At 73.0% G+C, this 19,671-nt stretch carries 24 protein-coding genes; 15 read left to right on the forward strand and 9 right to left on the reverse strand.

What is annotated here, in order from left to right; genetic code table 11:
- A partial coding sequence (locus BM142_RS25270) for a helix-turn-helix domain-containing protein (protein WP_254791059.1) occupies nt 1-284 on the reverse strand: 284 nt, incomplete at its 3' end.
- A gap of 98 nt (nt 285-382) precedes the next feature.
- Here BM142_RS25270 and BM142_RS18155 point away from each other — a divergent pair.
- Entirely contained in the window at nt 383-955 is a 573-nt protein-coding gene (locus BM142_RS18155; protein ID WP_092201861.1) for a hypothetical protein, read from the forward strand.
- Between the two features lie 173 nt (nt 956-1,128).
- On the opposite strand, the gene BM142_RS18160 is transcribed toward BM142_RS18155, so the two are convergent.
- From BM142_RS18160 to BM142_RS18185, 6 genes are all read right to left on the reverse strand, one after another.
- Entirely contained in the window at nt 1,129-1,347 is a 219-nt protein-coding gene (locus BM142_RS18160) for a hypothetical protein (RefSeq protein ID WP_092201863.1), read from the reverse strand.
- 291 nt (nt 1,348-1,638) lie between these two features.
- Nucleotides 1,639-2,799 (reverse strand): phage portal protein, encoded by a 1,161-nt coding sequence (locus BM142_RS18165; protein ID WP_092201865.1) that lies wholly within the window; start codon nt 2,797-2,799, stop codon nt 1,639-1,641.
- A gap of 93 nt (nt 2,800-2,892) precedes the next feature.
- On the reverse strand, nt 2,893-4,080 hold the full coding sequence (locus BM142_RS18170) for a phage major capsid protein (protein WP_092201867.1): 1,188 nt from the start codon (nt 4,078-4,080) through the stop codon (nt 2,893-2,895).
- A 468-nt stretch (nt 4,081-4,548) separates the two neighbouring features.
- Nucleotides 4,549-5,424: a hypothetical protein gene (locus BM142_RS18175; protein WP_092201869.1), complete on the reverse strand. Its 876-nt coding sequence runs from the start codon at nt 5,422-5,424 to the stop codon at nt 4,549-4,551.
- Between the two features lie 261 nt (nt 5,425-5,685).
- Nucleotides 5,686-5,922 carry a hypothetical protein gene (locus BM142_RS18180; protein WP_139228941.1) on the reverse strand — a complete coding sequence of 79 codons (237 nt, stop codon included), beginning with the start codon at nt 5,920-5,922 and terminating at the stop codon, nt 5,686-5,688.
- A gap of 325 nt (nt 5,923-6,247) precedes the next feature.
- On the reverse strand, nt 6,248-7,783 hold the full coding sequence (locus BM142_RS18185) for a recombinase family protein (RefSeq protein ID WP_092201873.1): 1,536 nt from the start codon (nt 7,781-7,783) through the stop codon (nt 6,248-6,250).
- Here BM142_RS18185 and BM142_RS18190 point away from each other — a divergent pair.
- From BM142_RS18190 to BM142_RS18235, 10 genes are all read left to right on the forward strand, one after another.
- Nucleotides 7,776-8,069, forward strand: a complete 294-nt coding sequence (locus BM142_RS18190) for a CpaF/VirB11 family protein (RefSeq protein WP_254791060.1) — start codon at nt 7,776-7,778, stop codon at nt 8,067-8,069. The two genes, BM142_RS18185 and BM142_RS18190, sit on opposite strands and share 8 nt — an antisense overlap.
- The gene (locus BM142_RS18195) at nt 8,066-8,929 is read left to right on the forward strand and encodes a type II secretion system F family protein (protein WP_092201875.1); all 864 of its coding nucleotides are present in this window, start codon (nt 8,066-8,068) and stop codon (nt 8,927-8,929) included. Before BM142_RS18190 ends, BM142_RS18195 begins: the two co-directional genes overlap by 4 nt.
- Nucleotides 8,926-9,867, forward strand: a complete 942-nt coding sequence (locus tag BM142_RS18200) for a type II secretion system F family protein (RefSeq protein ID WP_217640783.1) — start codon at nt 8,926-8,928, stop codon at nt 9,865-9,867. Before BM142_RS18195 ends, BM142_RS18200 begins: the two co-directional genes overlap by 4 nt.
- A gap of 32 nt (nt 9,868-9,899) precedes the next feature.
- Nucleotides 9,900-10,106 carry a hypothetical protein gene (locus tag BM142_RS18205; RefSeq protein ID WP_092201877.1) on the forward strand — a complete coding sequence of 69 codons (207 nt, stop codon included), beginning with the start codon at nt 9,900-9,902 and terminating at the stop codon, nt 10,104-10,106.
- Nucleotides 10,106-10,540, forward strand: a complete 435-nt coding sequence (locus tag BM142_RS18210; protein WP_092201879.1) for a TadE/TadG family type IV pilus assembly protein — start codon at nt 10,106-10,108, stop codon at nt 10,538-10,540. Before BM142_RS18205 ends, BM142_RS18210 begins: the two co-directional genes overlap by 1 nt.
- On the forward strand, nt 10,537-10,995 hold the full coding sequence (locus tag BM142_RS18215; RefSeq protein WP_092201881.1) for a TadE/TadG family type IV pilus assembly protein: 459 nt from the start codon (nt 10,537-10,539) through the stop codon (nt 10,993-10,995). Before BM142_RS18210 ends, BM142_RS18215 begins: the two co-directional genes overlap by 4 nt.
- Nucleotides 10,996-11,189: 194 nt before the next feature.
- Entirely contained in the window at nt 11,190-11,450 is a 261-nt protein-coding gene (locus BM142_RS18220) for a DUF4190 domain-containing protein (RefSeq protein ID WP_092201883.1), read from the forward strand.
- Nucleotides 11,447-11,629, forward strand: a complete 183-nt coding sequence (locus tag BM142_RS18225) for a hypothetical protein (RefSeq protein WP_092201885.1) — start codon at nt 11,447-11,449, stop codon at nt 11,627-11,629. Before BM142_RS18220 ends, BM142_RS18225 begins: the two co-directional genes overlap by 4 nt.
- Before the next feature lie 105 nt (nt 11,630-11,734).
- Nucleotides 11,735-13,234, forward strand: a complete 1,500-nt coding sequence (locus tag BM142_RS18230; RefSeq protein WP_092201887.1) for a class I adenylate-forming enzyme family protein — start codon at nt 11,735-11,737, stop codon at nt 13,232-13,234.
- Nucleotides 13,235-13,259: 25 nt separating this feature from the next.
- Nucleotides 13,260-14,240: a phosphotriesterase family protein gene (locus BM142_RS18235; protein WP_092201889.1), complete on the forward strand. Its 981-nt coding sequence runs from the start codon at nt 13,260-13,262 to the stop codon at nt 14,238-14,240.
- 13 nt (nt 14,241-14,253) lie between these two features.
- Here BM142_RS18235 and BM142_RS18240 read toward each other — a convergent pair whose 3' ends face one another.
- On the reverse strand, nt 14,254-15,201 hold the full coding sequence (locus tag BM142_RS18240; protein ID WP_092201891.1) for an AraC-like ligand-binding domain-containing protein: 948 nt from the start codon (nt 15,199-15,201) through the stop codon (nt 14,254-14,256).
- A gap of 257 nt (nt 15,202-15,458) precedes the next feature.
- Here BM142_RS18240 and BM142_RS18245 point away from each other — a divergent pair, with 257 nt between their 5' ends.
- Together BM142_RS18245 and BM142_RS18250 are read left to right on the forward strand one after the other, a co-directional pair.
- Nucleotides 15,459-16,310 (forward strand): alpha/beta hydrolase, encoded by an 852-nt coding sequence (locus BM142_RS18245; protein WP_092201893.1) that lies wholly within the window; start codon nt 15,459-15,461, stop codon nt 16,308-16,310.
- The gene (locus BM142_RS18250) at nt 16,307-17,098 is read left to right on the forward strand and encodes an MBL fold metallo-hydrolase (protein ID WP_092201895.1); all 792 of its coding nucleotides are present in this window, start codon (nt 16,307-16,309) and stop codon (nt 17,096-17,098) included. Before BM142_RS18245 ends, BM142_RS18250 begins: the two co-directional genes overlap by 4 nt.
- Before the next feature lie 46 nt (nt 17,099-17,144).
- On the opposite strand, the gene BM142_RS18255 is transcribed toward BM142_RS18250, so the two are convergent.
- Entirely contained in the window at nt 17,145-17,381 is a 237-nt protein-coding gene (locus BM142_RS18255) for a hypothetical protein (protein ID WP_139228942.1), read from the reverse strand.
- Between the two features lie 64 nt (nt 17,382-17,445).
- Between BM142_RS18255 and cutA the strand changes: the two genes are divergently transcribed.
- Both cutA and BM142_RS18265 read left to right on the forward strand, forming a co-directional pair.
- Nucleotides 17,446-17,772 carry a divalent-cation tolerance protein CutA gene (gene cutA / locus BM142_RS18260; protein ID WP_217640784.1) on the forward strand — a complete coding sequence of 109 codons (327 nt, stop codon included), beginning with the start codon at nt 17,446-17,448 and terminating at the stop codon, nt 17,770-17,772.
- A 132-nt stretch (nt 17,773-17,904) separates the two neighbouring features.
- Nucleotides 17,905-19,668, forward strand: coding sequence for a putative bifunctional diguanylate cyclase/phosphodiesterase (locus BM142_RS18265; protein WP_092201899.1), 1,764 nt, complete (start codon nt 17,905-17,907; stop codon nt 19,666-19,668).
- The last annotated feature ends 3 nt before the right edge of the window (nt 19,669-19,671 follow it).

Raw genomic sequence — 19,671 nt, forward strand, 5'->3', positions numbered from 1 at the left:
GTCGAGGGGCTGCGCCTCAGCCGGCGGGCGATCTCCCGGACGCCCAGACCGGCTGCCCGATCCAGGGCGATCTCCTCGCGCTCGCTGAAGGACAGGTATCGGCCTTTGGGCTCGGCCAGATGTACCGGCGGGATGCCGCCGGCCCCGAGGAACCACCGGCGCCCGGTGCTGCCGGTGACCCCGACAGCTGCCGCGGCGTCCTCGGTGGAGGATCCCGCGGCGATCAACCGCCAGAACCGTCGGCGCACCTCGTTCGGGAGCGGAACATGCCCGGTCGTACCCATCGACAACACCTCGTCTTCATCGAGGTGTTGCGTCGACTCCTTGAACCCGAGGAGAGCTGGGCTTCTGGCCTGCTCATAGGCATGCGGTCGAATACTTGATGCAGATCGAGCGTGACCTCGTGGCTCTGGAGGCCTCAGGCGAAGACGTCGAGCATTACCGTGACACGCTCCCTGCGTGGTACCGCGCCGTGTTCTCCACGGAGCAAGCCTGGACAGGCGGAGTCAATAAAGCCACACCGATCGTTGATCCACGCGACCTGCGACTCCTCCGGGCGCTTGCGGGTCAAGTCGACAGCGTCGGACTGAACCCTAAGCCCGCGCCTGACTTCCTCGCGCATTTGCAGGAGGCTCTCGGTGATGCGCGGCAGCTCATCCTGGACGCTGGGCCTGATGTGCTTTCCGACGCGGCCCGTCGCTACCTCCTTGGACTGGTGCGGGAGGCAGAAAGGTGCATCGAGGAGATTGATGCCTTCGGTACAGCGGCCGTCCGAAGAGTGACCTTCGAACTGGGCGGGGCCATGGCTTCGATAGCCGAGGTCGCCAGCGACGAGAACGTGAAGAAGACCTGGCGTGAGAAGTCACGCGCCGTGCTCATTCAGTGGGCTGGTCTTGTTCCAACAGCTGCCATAACCACGGTCGTGACGCAGATGATCGAGGGTGGCATGAGCTAGCGGCGGCTTCCCGAAGGCGGTTGAACGCTCAGAAAAACTTCATGAGCACCCGGACCGCGCGAGGACACCTGCGGCAGGGCTCAAGCTTTCGTTCGCTCGGGAACAATCGCTCCGCCATCCGCCGCGCGACGTCGGATCAGGCGCCGCGCGGCGGGGAGGACGGCGTCGTCGTGTCAGTCGAGCGGCCGGAAGCCACCCTCCCTGGTGTCGAACAGCAGCAGCTTGGGCTCGTTGTCCGTCGCCGGACGCGGCGTGAGGCGCTGGCGCAGGTCGGCGATCAGCGCCTTGACCTCGATGACCAGTTCCTCCGTCGTCGGCATCACGTCGTTCGGTACCTCCACGACGCGGCCGTCCGCGTCCATCGTGAGTGCGGTGCGGACGATCGGCTTCATCCCAGACCTGCCATGCGCTGCCGTGCCCGCCTGCGGCGCTGATGCGCGGCACGGCGTTCGATGAACTGCACGGACAGGCGGTCTGTCCCGGCGCGGACGTGGTGCTCAGGCCGCCCGTTCAGCATCTCGTTCCAACGCTCGGCGTACGTCGGGTCAGAGAAGCGGTGCCGGTAGCGGCCCCATAGCTCGGAGCACGCAGTGGAGCAGTACGGCCGGTTTGGCTGCGCCGTGAACACGCAGCCGTCCCGCCTACAAGCGGAGTCCATCGGACGTCCTTTCGGTTGAGGATGATCAGGCGACAGCCGGCCCGTTGTCCGGGCGGGCGTTGTTCGGCAGGGGCGGCAGGTCTTCGATGCGGCGGACCTCGTCCAGCGTCAGGAACCCCGCGCGCAGGCCGACCTCGTGGGCGCGGTAGCGGGTGACGGTCTCGCCGCGCAGGAGCGCGTCGGTGTTCAGCTTCACCTGGGCGAGTGGCCGCTCCTCGCGGACGAGTCGCGTCATGTGCGACTCGAGCCGCGTGAGGTGCCCGCCGAGCGAGAACACGACGAACCCGCGCGACATCTCCTGGATGCCCGCGCCCCACGAACTGGTCTTCTCCGTGGAGCCGATCAGGTGCGGCGGCACGCGGAACGCACGCGCGACGTCCTCGACAGACCAGCGCCGGGTGGCGAGCAGTTCCGCGTCGGCCGGAGACACCGAAAGCCCACGGAACTTCGCGCCCTCGGTGATGACACCGACGCCGCCCTTCTTCTCGCCGCCGTGCGCGTCCTGCCAGCCTTGCTTCAGCTGGTTGACGCCCTGGTCGCTGAGCTGGCCCTCGACCTCGATGAGGCCTCCCGGCATGGCTCCGTTCCGCAGCAGTGCGGCGGCGTGGCGCTGGGCCTCCAGGGCCACGGCCGTCGTCTCAGCCGCCGCGCGCAGCGGCGACATGCCGACGAGCGATCCGGGCTTCCGCGTGAGCGGGATGTGGACGATGTCGGCGGCAGTCAGCTCGCGGCCGTCCACGTAGTAGACGATCTGGGTGCGGTTGCCGACGCGCTTCTTGCGCGGTGCGACGCGGTCCGGGTCGAGGACCCAGATGCGTTCGATCCGCTGCGCGGCGTCGCGTTCCGTCAGCAGGTACGCGTTGCCACGGAGCAGGAGCGACGTGACCGACTGCTCGATGATGTCGCGCGGCAGGTCTTCGTCGTTCGGCTCGGCCAGCCAGCGCGGCGAGGCGACCTCGATGCGGGAACGGCCGCGACGCTCGAACACGTCGATCGGCAGCCCGGCGATCGTGTCGGCGAGCAGGGTGACGGCGGCGTAGGTCGCCGTGACGCCGAGCGCGTCGTCCGTCGTGATCGGCGTGTTCGTCTCGGCGAGCAGCTGCTCGATCGTCAGCGGCCGGTTGCCGTTCTCGACGGAGCGCTGCTCGACGCCGAGTGCGCGTGCGAAGGCACGGCGTGAGTTCATGGTGGGACTCCTGGTTGGCGATGGAGGCGATGACGGCAACGGCCGCCCCGCAGCGCGATCAGCGCCACGGAGCGGCCGTTGGTAGTCAGTGCGTCAGTTCGTGACGCCGCTGACGAGCTGGAACGCGTCGCCGCGCAGCAGCTGGACGTCGGCCCGCAGGGTCGCCAGGAAGCCGACCATGCCCTCGTCGGCGTACCGCTCGGTCAGCGCGCGGACGCTGAAGGCCGAACGGATGCCGTAGGCGACGTAGCTGAAGTCACCGACGACGATGTCGGCGGTGTCCGTGGACGCGCCGACGGTCAGGTCGGTCGGCATCCCGGCCGAGGCCAGGAAGCGGACGTCGCTGAGGTAGGCCGGGGCGGCGACGAACTGGTTGTTGAGGTCGCGCTCCGTGCGGATCGCGGCGTCCGTCCGGGTGGACAGCAGGGCGGCCTTCGGGTCGTAGCCACGGCCACGGACGGCGGCGACGGCAGCGATGACGTCGTCGTAGGTGGCGTCCGCACCGTCGGTGGTGCCGAGGGTGGTCTGCGACCCGGCGGGCAGCCACAGCTTCAGGCCCTTGGGCTGCGGCGCGACGCCGGTGCCGTAGATGCCGACCCGGTCGAGCTCGATGGCGAACGCGTCGCCGAGCGCGGCCTGGACCTCCGCGCCGAGCGCCGGGGCGTCCTCGAGGGCCTCGACGGAGGCCTTGACGACGACGGCGAGCGACCGCGCGGTGAAGCTGACCTGGCCGAACGTCGCCGACGAGTCGCCGATGGACGCGGCCTCAGCGCGCCACGCCGGGGTGGGCCGGCCTTCCAGGCTGGCCATCTTCAGCGTGGCCGTGGACATCGGGACGATCCGGGCACCGGCCTGGCGCGTCCGCATGTTGTTGACGGCGAGGTCGATCACGCCAGCGGCCAGCGGGGTCGGCACGAGGAAGCCACCGGCCGAGCCGGTGCCCTCCGACTGCGCACGCCCCTCCACGATGTCGCGGAGGTGGTTGCCGAACTGCTCGACGTCGGCGCTGCCGCCGCTCAGGTCGCGGAAGCTCGCGCCCTCCGGCAGCGGCCGGTCGTGGCGCACCTCGGTGGAGCGGCCGTCGCGCGGGTCGATCTTGGGCTCCGGCGCGTCCGTCAGCGAGCGGATGGTGGCGTCGTGCGCCTCGATGGTGGCCTCGATCCGGCCGATCTTCTCCCGCTCCTCGCCGGAGAACTCGCGGCCCTCGGCGGCGCTCGCCAGGTCACGGAGCTCCTTGACGGCCTTCTCGCGGGCCTCGAAGGCGGCCTTGATCTGCTGCATGGGGTTCAACTGGACTCCTTGGTCAGTTGGCGGTGTGCGATGTCGCGCGGCGATGCCTCCACCCCGGCCGCTAGCCGCGCGTGGTCGCGCGACCGGGGGAGTTGTGATGTGGGACGCGGCGGACGGCGTCGGATACGCGAACGGCCGCCTCAGCCCGTGTGAGCTGAGACGGCCGTCGCGGTCCCCATCGCACGCCCTCGCCAAGGCGTCCCCCGGCCGTCGTGCGGCCGGAAGTCATGGCGCACGACGAGGCAGGCCGAGTGGGCTCGTGTTCCGCTCGACCTGCCTCGTGCGCCCTATCCCGCGTGTCATCCGTCCCGGTGCCTAGCCGGGCCACGCGGAGGTCTGTGTGGGTGCGGCGGGACGGCCGCGCGTAATCGCAGCAGCCGCCCCGCCATCCCCTCGATCCCTGGACCCCTCCAGGCGCCGCCGAGGGTGGAAGGTCCTCGGCGGACGTTCAGTGCGCCGTCAGAGCCGCAGCGGCGCGTTCAGCTCGGTGTTCATGGCCTTCGCCATGAACGGCTCGGGGGTCGCCACCGTCGCCGCGTGCGCGATGACGCGCTCCGCGACGATCTGCGCGGCGCGCTCCACCACGTCCTCGTACACCTGATCCATCGCAGCCTCCTTGCGATAGTGGGCGGTTCCGTCGATCACGCGGCGACGGCCGATGAGCCGGTCTGCGACCGCGTAGAACGTCTTGCGGCCGGGCACGGCGACCTCGTCGTCGTCCTCGATCCAGTCCTCGATCGCTCCCACGGCGACCTCGTACAGGTCAGCAGCCGCATACGCGCCGGGTGCGACGTCGTCGTCCTCCAGCCACGCGCGGACCCAGTCCTCGGACGCGGCGACCTGCGCGGCGCGGATGCGCTCGCGGCGGGTGCGCTGTCGTTCGGCGGGCGTCATCGCCGGAGCGCGTTCGGCGACCGGCTTGACCTCGCGGTAGGGGCGCAGGCCGGCTCGGACGTGGCGGACGACGTCAGCCAGGTACGCGGCGACGGTGTCCGGCTCGGCCTCGGCGACGAACAGGCGCAGGTCGGTGTACGGCCGTCCCGCGTCGTCGCGGTCAGGCAGCGCGGCGATCGCCTGCCGTAGTTCGCCGCTCAGCGCGTCGTCGGCGATCGGCCGGACGTCCTGGCCGTCCGTGGTGACGATCGCGCCACCGTCGCGGAACAGCGGCCGCGCGGCGATCAGCGCCGGGCGGACGACGTCGGCGAGCACGCGGGGGCCGGGAAGCTCCACGGACAGGCCGGAGTCGAGCTTGAGGGTGACGGGCCGGAGCGCGGTCGTGCGCTGCCACGGTCCACCGTCACGGAGAGCCGCCAGGTCGGCTGGGAAGTCAGTCATCTGTAGTCCTTGGGTGAAGCGCGCCGGAGGTCAACCGGTGCGCTGGGAAGTGGTCCGTGCTCGGTCAGGTGCCGCGCCGGAGGCGGAGAGGGATCAGCTCCCCGCCCCCGGGCGGCTTCGTGTCCGTCGCCGTGCTCGGCCGTCGTCCGCGGGACCACAGATGCGCGGAGGGCGGCGCTGCCCCCGAGGACCAGTCGGGGGTGAGCGTCAAGGGCGACGTGGTGACGTCAGTGATCAGGGGGCCAGCGGCCCCTCAGCAGTTCAGTCGTCGGTGAGGCCGAGCCGGCTGAGGCCGTCCTCGGCGATGTCGCGCGCTTCCCAGCCGTCGTTCGCGGCGGCGGCGCGCGCCAGGATGTCGCGGACGTCGTCGCGGAACTGCTCGTTGCGTTCCTTCTGGATGCGCCGCGATCGCCGGACGCGGCAGTTGACGCTGCACGTCAACTTGATCTGGCCAGGAGCCGGACGCATGGGCCCGAAGCACTCCGAACACGTGAGCATGGCGCGCGGCCTCCCTTCGCACGGGCGTTGGTTTCGCCCTCACTTGGTAGGGGGCCCGCAGTTCAGCGCGACGTGCGCTTTCGCAGTCCGGCGCCCAGGGAAGTTATGAAGCCGTGACCCTCTCGCGTGGCGGCGGATGCCGCTCCTGAGCGATGGCGTCCTGCGAGAGTGGAGAAACCTGTCACGAGTGACGGTACTGAGACTCTCCGTATTAGTTGTGTAGCTGCTGCTTTGCTGCTGTTCTTAGAGAAGTAGTGACTAGAACAAGAACCGTCACTCGTGACAGGTTTCTCCACTCTCAGGAGGCGCCGCCCTTCCGCCGCGCTCAGTCGGCGTCGCCGCCGCCCTCGCGCCAGTCGATCCGCAGCCGCGACGCGTCCACGCCGCGCCGTCCGCGCACGCCAGGTCGCACGACGACGGCCGCGATCGCGTCGGCCAGCAGCGCACGCCGCCCGTCCACGTCCACGCGCGCCCATCGTTCGGCGAACGTCTCGCCGGACGGCACGGCCGTCGTTGTCGGCGCAGCCGGCTGTGCGGCCAGCTCCTCGCGCCGCGCGCGCAGCGCCGTCAGCCGCTCCACGAGCGCCGGAACGTCGGCCGACGGGTCGGCCATGCGCGCCGCCGTGGCGCGGATGGCCTCCTCGACCTCGGCGAGTCCGGCGACTTCCGGCGCGGACGTGATGACGTCCACGACCTCGAACCGGCCGACCGTGGCGAGCAGTTCGGCCGTCAGCAGGTCATCGACGGCGTCGGCGTTGACGGACACCGGCGACGGACACAGTCGCCCGGACGACCTCGTCGCGCAGCGGTAGGTCGGCACGCCAGCGCCGTTGACGCCGACGCGGAGCGGCGCATCGCAGCCGGAACAGCGCAGCAGGCCGGACGCCAGGCGTGCGGCACGCCGCCGACGTTCGCCAGCCGGCTTCGGCGCGAGCGCCGCGCGGAGGCGCATCGCCTCGTCCACCGTCACGAGCGGCGTCCACGCCACGACAGGCAGGCCGTCGTCGCCGCGCAGCACGTCGCCGCGATGCACGACGCGGCCGAGGATCGCGTCACCGACGAGCAGCTGCCGGACGGACTGGATCGACCACTCCTTTGCGCGCCGTGGACGGATGCCGCGCGCGTTGAGGTCCTGCGCGGCGGCGTACAGCGATCCGCCGTCCAGCACCGTCGCCACCAGCTGGCGCACCACGGCCGACTCGTCCGGGTCCGGAACAAGAACGCGGCCGGGACCGTCAGGGTTCGCAGCCGTCCGATAGCCGTACGGCACGTTGCCGCCCGCGAATCGGCCGGCCCGGCGGACGCCGTCGATGCCGTCCGCGACCCGCGCCGCGATCGTCGCCGCTTCCATCTCGGCGAAGGCGGCGAGGATCGTCGCCACGAACCGGCCGGACGGCGTCGTCAGGTCCAACGACTCCGCGACGGACACGAGCGCCGCGCCGTGCTGTTCGGCCTCGTCGGCGAACGCGCGGAAGTCGATGACGTTGCGCGCCAGGCGGTCGAGCTTGGCGAAGATGACGACGTCCACGTCCGCCCAGCGGTCGCGGATCGCGTGCAGGCCGGGGCGATCGAGCCGGAGGCCCTTGTCAGACCCGGAGACGTCCAGGTCGCGGACGACGTCGATGACGTGCCAGCCCTTCGCGGCGGCGTAGGCGCGGCACGCGGCCTCCTGCCGCTCCGGCGACGTGGACGGGTCCGCCTCGCCACGATGCGACGACAGGCGGACGTAGACGATCGCGGTACGTTCCGTAGTCACCTGGCGACGGTATGACGTCCTGTGCCGTTCAGTGAAGCGCGGCCTGCCCGGGATGTGCACGCTGCACGCCAACAGCGCCCGCGAGGCCGTGGTGAAGATGTGCACGCTGCCGCTGCTGGCCGGGGAGAACATCGGGACGGCGTTCGTGGTGCCCACGGTGGCGGCCAGCGTCGACCTCGTCGTGCACGTGAACACCGACGCCTCGGGGCAGCGCCGGGTCCGGGAGATCGTGGCGCTGCCCGGGCGGGCGGAGAACGGCGTCATCGAGACCGCCGACGTCTTCACCACCCGCGACGGCCGGCTGGTGCGGGCCGACGGCTACCCGCCGCACCCCGACCGCTTCGCCGCCGCCGGCTTCGACCTGCCCGCGCTCCTGGGCGAGCGGGCATGACCGGATCCGGGGCGCTGCTCGGGCTGCTGCTGGGGGTCGGGCTGCTGCTGATCTGGCGCAGCGGGCCGCGCGCCCCGCAGCCGCGCAGTGCGCCGCGGCGCCCGGGACGGCGCCAGCTGCTCCTGGCCGAGGCCGGCCTCACCGGCATCAACGCCGCCCAGCTCCTCGCCCTGCAGGTGGCGCTGGGGCTGCTCTCCGTCGTCGTCGTCCTGCTGACCACCGGCACAGTGACGGTCAGCCTCGTGTTCGGTCTCTTCGGCTTCGCCCTCCCGTACGCGCAGGTGCGCCGGCTGGCCGGCCGCCGCACGGCGGATCTGCGGGAGGTGTGGCCGGAGGTGGTCGACAACCTCGCGTCCGCGGTCCGGGCCGGGATGTCGCTGCCGGAGGCGCTCTCGGCGCTGTCCTCCCGGGGGCCGGAGGTGCTGCGGCCGCCGTTCGCCCGCTTCGCCGCCGAGTACCGCTCCACCGGCCGGTTCGGTGCCTGCCTCGACCGGCTCAAGGATGATCTCGCCGACCCCGTCGGCGACCGCATCGTGGAGACCTTGCGGGTGGCCCGCGAGGTCGGTGGCACCGACCTCGGGGGGGTGCTCCGGACCCTCGCCACCTTCCTCCGCGAGGACGCCCGCGCCCGTGCGGAGCTGGAGACCCGGCAGGGCTGGGTGGTGTCCGCCGCCCGGCTCGCCGTGGCCGCGCCCTGGGTGGTGCTGCTCCTGCTCGCCACGCAGTCCACGACCCTGGCCGCCTACGACTCGGCGCTGGGGACGGGGATCCTGCTGGTCGGCGGCGCCGTCTGCGTCGTCGCCTACCGGCTGATGCTGCGGATCGGCCGGTTGCCCGCGGACGTCAGGGTCCTGCAGTGAGCGCCGGGGTGCTCGGGATACTGCTCGGGCTGATGGCCGGGGTCGGCCTGATCCTGGCGGTCGCCTATGCACCCCCGTTCCGGTCGGTGCGGTTGGTGGACCGGCTGGCGCCCTACGTGCACGACACCCCGCCGCCGTCCCGGCTGCTCGGCACCGCGACCGAACCGGGCCTGCTCACCGCCGCCCGCCGGGTGTTCGGCCCGGTGATCGGTGACGGGGCGCGCCTGGTCGACCGGATGCTGGGCGGTCGGGTGGCCGTCCGCCGGCGGCTGGACGCGCTGGCCGGTGCCAGCACCGTCGAGGACTTCCGGGTGGAGCAGGTCGTCTGGGGCGGGCTCGGCCTGCTCGGCGCCGCAATCGTGGCCACCGTCGGTTCGGTGGCGGCCGGCGGCCTCAACGTGCTGTCGGCCGGGTTACTCTGCCTGGCCGGCCTGCTCGGCGGCGTCCTGGGCCGCGACTGGTGGCTGACCCAGCAGGTGCAGCGGCGGGAGGAGCTGCTGCTGGCCGAGTTCCCGGTCGTCGCGGAGCTGCTCGCGCTCGCGGTGACGGCGGGGGAGAGCCCGACCGCGGCCATCGCGCGGGTCACCCGCCTCTCCGGTGGCGAGCTCGCCCGCGAGCTCGGCGCGGCGCTCGGCCGCGCCCGCTCCGGGGTGCCGCTGATGGACGCGCTGCAGGAGGTGGCCGACCGCACGTCGCTGGACCCGCTGGCCCGGTTCATCGACGGGCTCCTGGTCGCCATCGAGCGCGGGACGCCCCTGGCCGAGGTGCTCCGCGCGCAGGCGGCCGACGTCCGCGAGGCCGGCAAGCGCCGGCTGCTCGAGGCCGGCGGACGGAAGGAGATCGCCATGATGGTGCCGGTCGTCTTCCTGGTCCTGCCGGTCACCGTTCTCTTCGCCCTGTTCCCGGGGCTGATCAGCATCGTCTCGCTGGCGCGATGAGCCGGCGGGACCGACAGGAGGAAGGACGCATCATGCGCCCGTTCACGTACCTGACGACCGCTCTCGCCGCGCTGGCGGCCCGGGTTCGCGGCGACGATCCCGAACGGGGCGACGTCCCCGGGTGGGTCATGATCACGGTGATGACGGCGGCCCTCGTGCTGGCCATCCTGGTCCCGTTCCGCGAGGCGATCGTCGACGCGGTCACGAACGCGCTCACCTCCGTCACGACCGGCGGCTGATGGTCGCCCTGCGTGGTCCCTCCGCGAGCGTGCAGGGCAGCGGTGTTCCTCCGGGGGAGCGGGGCAGCGCCGTCGTCGACTTCGTCATGGTCTCGATGCTGATCGTGGCCCTGCTGCTGGCCGTCCTGCAGGTGGCGGTCTACGTGCACGTGCGCAACGTGGTGACGGCGAGCGCGCAGGCCGGCGCGCGGTACGCGGCCAACGCCGACGTCGACTCCGCGGCGGCCGCGCCGCGGACCGTGGAGGTCGTCGCACGCGCCACCTCGGTGCAGACCGCCGAGGGGCTCGCCTGCACGTCGGGAGAAGAGGTGGACCCGAGCGGGCTGACCCTGGTGGTGGTGCGCTGCACCGGCGCGGTGCCGTCGCTGCTGTCGGCGCTGGGGAACCTGCTGCCGCTGGAGGTCACCGGCCGCGCGGTGAAGGAGGCGGCATGACCTGGCTGCGCCGCCGGCTGGCCGGCGAGGACGGGTCGGCGCTGGTGGAGTTCGTCTTCATCGCGCTGGTGGTGTTCGTGCCGCTGGTCTACATCGTCGCCGGGTTCTCGGCCGTGCAGCGCGGGGTGTTCGCCTCGACCGCCGCGGCGCGGGAGGCCGGCCGGGCGATCGCCACCGCCCCGGACCCGGTGACCGGGCAGGAGCGGGCGCTGCGGGCCGCGCAGCTGGCGGTGCAGGACCAGTCGGTCGACGTCACCGATCTGCGGCTGGCCTACGCGCCGGCCGGCGCCGACTGCGCCGCGGCCGGCGGGTACGCGCCGACCCTGGCGCCGGGGGAGGAGTTCTCCGTGTGCGTCACCGTCACGGTGCGGATCCCGCTGCTGCCGGAGTTCATCGACGCCAACACCGCGACCGGCCAGTTCGTCGTCGAGCGGGACCGCTACGCGGACGCCTGATGGTTCCGGCGGCGCGGTGAGATCGGGTCGTCCCGTCGCCGGCATCTCCGCGGGACGGAGCCTGGAGACCACCGCTCCGCGGGCGCGTCCATCCATGGGATGACGACGGCGCCCCCGACCTGCGACTTCGGTCGGACCCGGCTCGGCACCTCCGGGCGATGTGCGGCACCCCGGCGCCCGACAGGCTTCCCGCCATGACCGTGATGCAGGGTTCCACCGTCCAGCTGGACCCCGACCGGGGGTTCGGCGTCCCGACCGACGCCATGGGGATCCTCGGCCTGGTCTTCGCCGTCGCCCTCTTCCCCCTCGGCATCGTGTTCAGCGCCCTGGGCCTGCGCAACACCCGCCGCGACGGCACCCGCGGCCGCGGGCTCGCCGTCGCCGGAATGGTCGTGGCGCTGCTGCAGGTGGCCGGGATCGCCGCGCTGCTCGTCGCCGCCGCGGTCGGCCCGTGAGCGCCGAGACCCGGGCCGGAGGGAGCGGCGGCCCGTCCGGTCCCGAGCGGCCGAGCGTCGTCGCCGCCCGCCAGCTCGCCGAGGAGGCGCGCCAGCGCCGGTACCAGCCACGCTCGCGCCTCCCACCGCGGCTCCGCAGGTCCCGCCGGTTCCAGGCCCTGGCCTCGGTGGCCCGGTAGCCGACCGGCGTCGCGGTGCAACGCGTTGCACCGGTCTGGACGCCGGTGAGCCGCCGCGCCAGACTCCGCTGACCAGTCCCGGACGACGACGTCGCGGAGGTCGGCATGGCGTACCCGTTCGACCGCAGCGACATCGAGCCGGGCCCGGACGGGATCCGTCGCTACCGGAACCTGCCGCGCAACCTCCCGGAGATGCTCCGCTCGGCGGTCGATCGCCGGCCGGACGGCGAGGCGCTGGTCGAGCTCGGCGGCGAGCGGGTGACCTACCGGCAGCTGTGGGACCGCGCCGCGCGGGTCGCCGGCGGCCTGCGGGCAGGGGGCGTGCAGCCGGGGGACCGGGTCGCCATCCGGCTGCCCAACGGCAACGACTGGGTGTACGCGTTCTGGGGCACGCTGCTGGCCGGCGCCGTCGCCGTCCCGGTGAACACCCGGTTCGCCGAGCCCGAGGTCCGCTACGTCCTCGACGACTCCGGCGCCACCGCCGTGTTCGAGCCGGGGGAGCCGCTACCCGACGGGGAGCCGCTGGAGACCACCGACCAGGGGCACGCCGACCTGGCCGCGATCTTCTACACCAGCGGCACCACCGGCTTCCCCAAGGGTGCGATGACCACCCACGAGAACTTCCTGTCCAACGTCGAGACCTGCCTGCGCTGCCTGGCCGTCGACCGCGCGGAGCCGGCGTCCACGCTCATCTCGGTGCCGCTGTTCCACGTCACCGGCTGCAACTCCCAGCTGCTCGTGGTCACCGCGCTCGCCGGGACGTCGGTGATCATGCCTGCCTTCGAGGTCCAGGCCTTCCTGCGCGCGATCTCCGACGAGCGCATCTCGGTGCTGACCACCGTGCCGGCCATCTACTGGCTCGCGCTGCAGCAGCCCGACTTCGCCGCGATCGACACCTCGTCGGTGCGGTCGCTCAGCTACGGCGGCGCACCCATCGCCCCCGACCTGGTGCACCGCATCCAGCAGGCGTTCCCCACGGCGCGGGTCGGCAACGGCTTCGGGCTCACCGAGACCGCGTCGGTCTCCACCTACCTGCCGCACGAGGACGCCGCCGAGCACGCCGACACCGTCGGCTACCCCGCGCCGGTGGTCGACGTCCGGCTCGACGACCCCGACCCGGTCAGCGGGGTGGGCGAGCTGCTGATCCGCGGCCCCAACGTCGTCCCGGGCTACTGGCGCAAGCCGGAGCAGACGGCGGAGACGTTCGTCGACGGCTGGCTGCACTCCGGGGACCTGGCCCGCATCGACGACGACGGGCGGGTGGCGATCGTCGACCGCAAGAAGGACATGATCAACCGCGGCGGCGAGAACGTGTACTGCGTCGAGGTGGAGAACGCCCTGGCCGCGCACCCGGACGTCGGCGAGGTCGCCGTCATCGGCGTCCCCGATCCGATGATGGGCGAGAAGGTCGGCGCCGTCGTCGTCCCCCGGCCCGGGCACGTGCTCGACGCCGCGGAGCTGACCGCCTACGCAGCCGAGCACCTGGCCGACTTCAAGGTGCCGCAGTACGTCGTCGTCCGGAGCGAACCGCTGCCCCGCAACCCCGGCGGCAAGGTGCTCAAGCCGTCGCTGCGCGAGCAGACCGACTGGCAGTCCCAGCGCTGACCGACCCACCGACCGAAGGGAAGACATGCCCACCGTCGAGACCGTCCGGGGCCCGATCGACACCGCCGACCTGGGGCCCACGCTCATGCACGAGCACGTCTTCGTGCTCTCCACCGAGCACCTGCAGAACTACGGCGAGAACGACTGGTGGGACGAGGACGAGCGCGTCGCCGACGCGGTCGCGCAGCTGAACGGGCTCAAGGCGCTCGGCATCGACACGATCGTCGACCCGACGGTGTGGGGGCTCGGGCGCTACATCCCGCGGGTGCAGCGGGTCGCCGAGCAGACCGACCTCAACATCATCGTGGCGACCGGCCTCTACACCTACGACGAGATCCCGCACCAGTACGAGCACCGGGGTCCGGGGCTGCTGCTCGACCTCCCGCGCGACCCGATGGTCGACGACTTCACCCGCGACATCCGCGACGGCATCGCCGGCACCGGGGTCAAGGCGGCGTTCCTCAAGTGCGTGGTGGAGGCGAAGGGGTTGACGCCCGGTGTGGAGCGCAACCTGCGGGCCTGCGCGGCCACCCACCGCGACACCGGTGCCCCGATCACCGTGCACACCTCGGTGCACAACCACGCCGGCCGGCTCGCCCTGCAGGTCTTCCGCGACGAGGGCGTCGACCTGACCAAGGTGGTCATCGGCCACGCCGGCGACAGCAACGACCTCGACTACCTGACCGAGCTCGCCGACGCCGGCTGCCTCCTGGGCATGGACCGCTTCGGCCTCGACATCTACAACCCGACGTCGTCGCGGGTGGACACGATCGTCGCGCTGGCCGAGCGCGGCTACGCCGACCGGATGGTGCTGGCCCACGACGCCAGCTGCTACATCGACTACTTCCCCGGCGTGGAGGCCCAGGCCGCCAAGGAGCAGATCGCGCCGAACTGGAACTACACCCACATCAGCACCGACGTGCTGCCCATGCTGCGCGAGCGCGGCATGACCGACGACCAGCTCCGGCAGATGCTGGTGGAGGCACCCCGGCGCTACTTCGAGTGATCGCGGCGGCAGGTCAGTGCGGGAGCTGCTGCCACTCCCGCGGCGAGATGCCGTAGGCGGCCCGGAACCGCCGGGCGAAGTGGCTCGGGTCGTGGAAGCCACAGGCGAGAGCCGTTCCGGCGATCGGCCGGCGTCGACCCCGGGGCGAGAGCAGCTCGGCGCGGGCCAGCTCCAGCCGCTCGGCGATCAGCCACTGCTCGAGGCCGACCCCGGCCGCGGCGCAGACCTTGTAGAGCTGCCGGACGGAGACGTTGTGCGCGGCGGCGATCCGCACGGGCCCCAGGTCGGGCTCGGTCAGATGCCGACGGGCCCAGGCGAGCACCCTGGTCAGCAGCGTCTCCTCCCGCACCTCGCGGGCCAGCCGCTCGTCGTCGGCGGCGGAGACCAGCAGCGCCCGCACCAGCTCGACGGTGGCCGTGCCCAGGGTGGCGGCCCCGGCGTCGGCCGACAGCCGGTCCGCGTCGGCGGCCAGCCGGAGGAGGTGGTCGCGGACCAGGTCGTGCAGCGGGCTGGCGCGCAGCCGCGGCGCACCCCGGCGGACGACGTCCGGCGGCAGCGACAACCGGACGTAGGGGATGTGGAACGCGCGCGAGCCGCCGGTGTCCACCCAGGAGAACTCGTACGGCGCGGTCAGGTCGCTGAGCATCAGCTGGCGCGGCGGCACGAGCGCCTCGGCGTCGAACTGGCGGAACCGGCCCACCCCGCTGGTCTGGACCGCGAGCGCCACCACCGGAGGGCTCTCCATCCGCAGGTGCCGGGGGGTGCGCACGAGCCGGAAGCCCGAGGCGTCGGTGGTGAACAGGTTGGCGGAGCCGAAGTGCCACAGGTGCATGCGCGAGTGCACGCGGGCGTCGGGGCCCAGGTGCTCGATCCGGCAGGGCACCGAGGCCTGGCCGAAGGCGGCGCGGAAGGCCTCGACCCGCTGCTCCGGCGCGATGGTCGCGGTGTCGAGCAGCTGCATCGGTCGTCCCTCGGCGGAGCTGGATGGGCGGGACGCGCGCGGCCCCGGCTCGCTCGTGCCGAGAGTGGCAGAGCGGGGCGGCACGGGGAACCGGCCGGCGCACGGGCAGCCGTGCAGGGAGGGACCGGAGGTGTGCGCGCACAGCCGCCCCGGAGGTGCGCCGCGGTGCCAGATTCCCCGCATCCGACGCCTCGCTCACGACAGGGGAAGCGCATGGCCACCCTCAGCACCACCGGATCCCGCGCCGAGGACCCCGCATGACCGACATCCCGACCCCGCGGCCGGCCGCCGGCGGCCCCGACACGATCGTCCTCGTCCACGGCTTCTGGGTGACCCCCCGCAGCTGGGAGAACTGGAAGGCGCACTACGAGGCCAAGGGCTACCGCGTCCTCACCCCCGGCTACCCCGGCTTCGAGGTGGAGGTCGAGGCGCTCAACGCCGACCCGGCCGTCATCGCGGAACTGACGCTCCCGACGATCATGGCGCACCTCGAGTCGGTCGTCGGGGCGCTGGAGAAGCCGCCGATCATCATCGGCCACTCGGCCGGCGGGACGCTGACCCAGCTGCTGCTCGACCGCGGCTACGGCGCGGTCGGGGTCACCCTCAACTCCGCCCCCACCGAGGGCGTCCGGGTGCTCCCCCTGTCGCAGCTGAGATCGACGTTCGTCGCCTTCCGCAACCCGGCCAACCGGCACCGCGCCGTGGGGCTCTCGCCCGAGCAGTGGCAGTACGCCTTCACCAACACCTTCAGCGACGAGGAGTCGCGGGCCCTGTACGAGCGGTACCACGTGCCGGCGTCGGGCCGGATCCTGTGGGACTCGGTGCTGGCCAACTTCATGCCCGGCCCGCAGGACGCGGCCGTCGACTACGGCAAGGCCGACCGCGTGCCGCTGCTGTTCATCTCCGGCGGCGAGGACCACATCATGCCGCCGAGCGTGCAGCGCTCGAACGCCACGCACTACACGTCCGGGGTCGTCGAGATCGAGGAGTACCCCGGGTACGCCCACCTGCTGCCGGCCCAGGCGGGGTGGCCGGCGATCGCCGACCACGCGCTGGAGTGGGCGGTCGGTCATGCGGCTCCCGAGCGGCAGGCGGCCGGCCAGCAGTGAAGGACGTCCGGATCACCCACATCGGCGGGCCGACCGTGCTCGTCGAGGTGGGGGGCTGGCGGCTGCTCGTCGACCCGACCTTCGACGCCCCCGGCCGGAGGTACGCCTTCGGCTGGGGGACGTCGTCCCGGAAGCTCACCGGGCCGGCCGTCCCGGTGGCCGACGTGCTGCCGGTCGACGTCGTGCTGCTCAGCCACGACCACCACGCCGACAACCTCGACGAGGCCGGCCGGGCACTGCTGCCCGCTGCGGGCGTCGTGCTGACCACGAAGCCCGGCGCCGGCCGGCTCGGGGGTGCGGCCCGCGGGTTGCGCGCCGGGTCCCGGACCGAGCTGGCGGCGCCGGGGAGACCGACCATCGAGGTGACCGCCACCCCGGCGCGGCACGGGCCCCCGCTGAGCCGGCCGGTGGCCGGTGCCGTCATCGGCTTCGCCCTCCGCTGGGACGGTCAGGACGCCGGCGTCCTGTGGATCTCCGGGGACACGGTGCTCTTCCGCGGCGTCCGCGAGGTGGCCGAGCGGCTCGACGTGGACACCGCGCTGCTGCACCTGGGGGGCGTCCGCTTCCCGGTGACCGGGCCGCTGCGCTACTCGATGACCGCGCGCCAGGCGGTGCGGTTGTGCGAGGTGCTCCGGCCGCGGACGGTGATCCCGGTCCACTACGAGGGCTGGTCGCACTTCCGGCAGGGGCGTGCCGCGATCGAGGCCGAGTTCGACCGCGCACCGGCCGACGTCAGGGCGCTCCTGCACTGGTTGCCGCTGGGAGTGCCGGCCGAACCGGCCGGCTGATCCGGCGGGGTGCCCCGCCGGATCAGACGGCGGGGTCCCTGCCGGCTCAGCCGCCGCGCTCGACCTCGGCCTGGGTGATGCCGCGCAGGGCCGTCAGCAGCGCCTCGTCGGAGGTGTCCCCGCGCTCCACCGCCTCCCGGGCCGGGGCCGGGAGGAGCGCGAGGTCGACGGTGTTGAGCCACGCGACGTCGGTCCCGTTCTGCCGCCCGACCTGCAGGCCGTCGCCGTCGCGCCGGAGGACGTACTGCTCGCTGTCGATCCTGATCGTCATGTCGTCGGTCATGCCCGGCCCCTACCCGCGGGGACGGCGGTTCCACGCGCCGGCGCGGAACGGCGAGGATGACGGCGTGGACGAGGAGTGCTGCGAGGTCGTGGTGACCGCGGCCGACGGCGACTGGCTGGCCGGCCTCACCCGCACGCTGGTGGCCGAACGGCTCGCCGCGTGCGGTCACCTGCTGGACCCGGTCCGGTCGGTCTACCGCTGGCAGGGCGCGATCGAGGACGAGCCCGAGGCGCGGGTGGCACTGCACACCCGGCTGGCGCTGGTGCCGGCGATCACCGCCCGCGTCGAGGAGTTGCACCCCTACGACGTCCCGTGCGTGATCGCGCTGCCGGTGGTGGGCGGCAACCCGGCCTACCTGGCCTGGGTGGCGGCGGAGACCCGCGACCCCTGATCCTGGAACGGGATCGGCCTCATCCTTTCGGGCAGGTGCACAGGTGCCCGGCATGCGGCCGGGCCCGTGGCTGCCGATGGCTCCCGGAAGGGGACGTCACGGACGACGGACCCGCCGGTGGGGGGAGGGAACGTGCGAGAGGTACCCGGACGCGCGGCGCTGCCCTCCGACGCGCCCGCCCCGGGCGATCCCGAGGTGGATGCGGTCCTGGTGCACGCCGTGCTCGACGCGCTGCCCTCGCCCACCGTCCTGCTCGACCCGGACGGGATCATCGTCCTGACCAACCAGATCTGGACCGTCGCCGGCGAGGAGCGGGGCAACGTGATCCCGCCCGGGGCCGACTACTACGCGGCGGCGACCGCGGTGAACGGGGACGCCGAGGGCCGGGCCCTCGTCCGGTCGCTGCGCGCACTGGCCCGCGGGGCGTGCGAGTCGGTCGCCGTGGACCGGGAGGTGCCCAACCCCCTGGACGCCCAGCAGCGGTGGTACCACGTGCAGGCCAGGCGGGTGGGCACCCGCGGGCACGTGGTGGTCACGCACACCGACGTCTCCGCCCGTGTGCTGGCCGAGCGCACCTCGCTCTGGCAGGCCCGGCACGACCACCTGACCGAGCTCCCCAACCGTGCCCACCTGCACGAGCTCATCGACGCCGAGCTGAGCCGTCCCGGCCCCGTGCCGCTGGCCGTGCTGTTCCTGGACGTCGACGGGTTCAAGGACGTCAACGACTCACTCGGCCACGACGTCGGCGACGACCTGCTCCGCCAGCTCGCCGTGCGGCTGTCGGAGTGCACCCGCACCGGCGACACCGTCGGGCGGCTCGGCGGCGACGAGTTCGTGGTGATCGGCCGCGACTGCGACGCCGCCGGCGCCGGCGTCCTCGCCCAACGGTTCCACGACGCGTTCGACACCCCGTTCGTCCTCCGCGGGCGGACCGCACGGCTCACCGCGAGCATCGGCGTCGCGACCAGCGACGGAACGGATCCGGGAGTGCGGTCCACCGACCTCGTGCGGGACGCCGACCTGGCGATGTACGCGGCCAAGGCCGGTGGCCGCAACCGGGTCGAGGCGTTCACCCCCGAGCTGCGCATCGCGGCCGAGCAGAAGGCCACCCTGGCCGGCGAGCTCCTCCGGGCCATCGAGCGCGGGGAGCTCGTCCTGCACTACCAGCCGGTCCTGCAGCTGCCCTCGCGCCGGTGCACCGGCGTGGAGGCGCTGGTCCGCTGGCAGCACCCCGAGCGCGGCCTCCTGCCGCCGTGCGACTTCCTCCCCACCGCCGAGCAGCACGACCTGATGACGCCGCTGGCCCGGTGGGTGCTGCGCGAGGCGACGCGGCAGGCGGCCGCCTGGCGCGACGCCGGGCTGGCCCTGGTCGCCGGCGTCAACATCAACGCGACGCACTTCTCGACCGGCACGCTCGTGGACGACGTGATGGACGCGCTCGACGCCGCCGGACTCGACCCGAGCCAGCTGATCGTCGAGGTGACCGAGACGTCGGTCGCGGACGACCCCGAGCGGGCCGTCGCGCAGTGCGCCCAGCTGCGGCGGCGCGGTGTCGAGGTCGCCATCGACGACTTCGGCAGCGGGTTCTCCTCACTGAGCCAGCTGGTCACCCTGCCCACCGGCATCCTCAAGATCGACCGCAGCCTGGTGGCCTTCCCCGACGGTCGGCGGGAGCAGACGGCGGCCGCGATCGCCGCGGTCGTCGCGCTGGGGAAGGCCTGCGGCATCCGCAGCCTGGCCGAGGGGGTGGAGACGGCCGAGCAGCTCGAGCTGGCCGCCGACCTCGGCTGCAGCTTCGCGCAGGGCTTCCACATCGCCCGGCCGATGCCCGCCGACGAGCTGGCGGCCTGGGCGGCGCGCGGCGTCCCGCTCGGGGGGACGACCGTCCTCGCCTGATCG

It is taken from the genome of Blastococcus tunisiensis (assembly GCF_900112815.1).
GTDB classification, from domain to species: Bacteria; Actinomycetota; Actinomycetes; order Mycobacteriales; family Geodermatophilaceae; genus Blastococcus_B; species Blastococcus_B tunisiensis.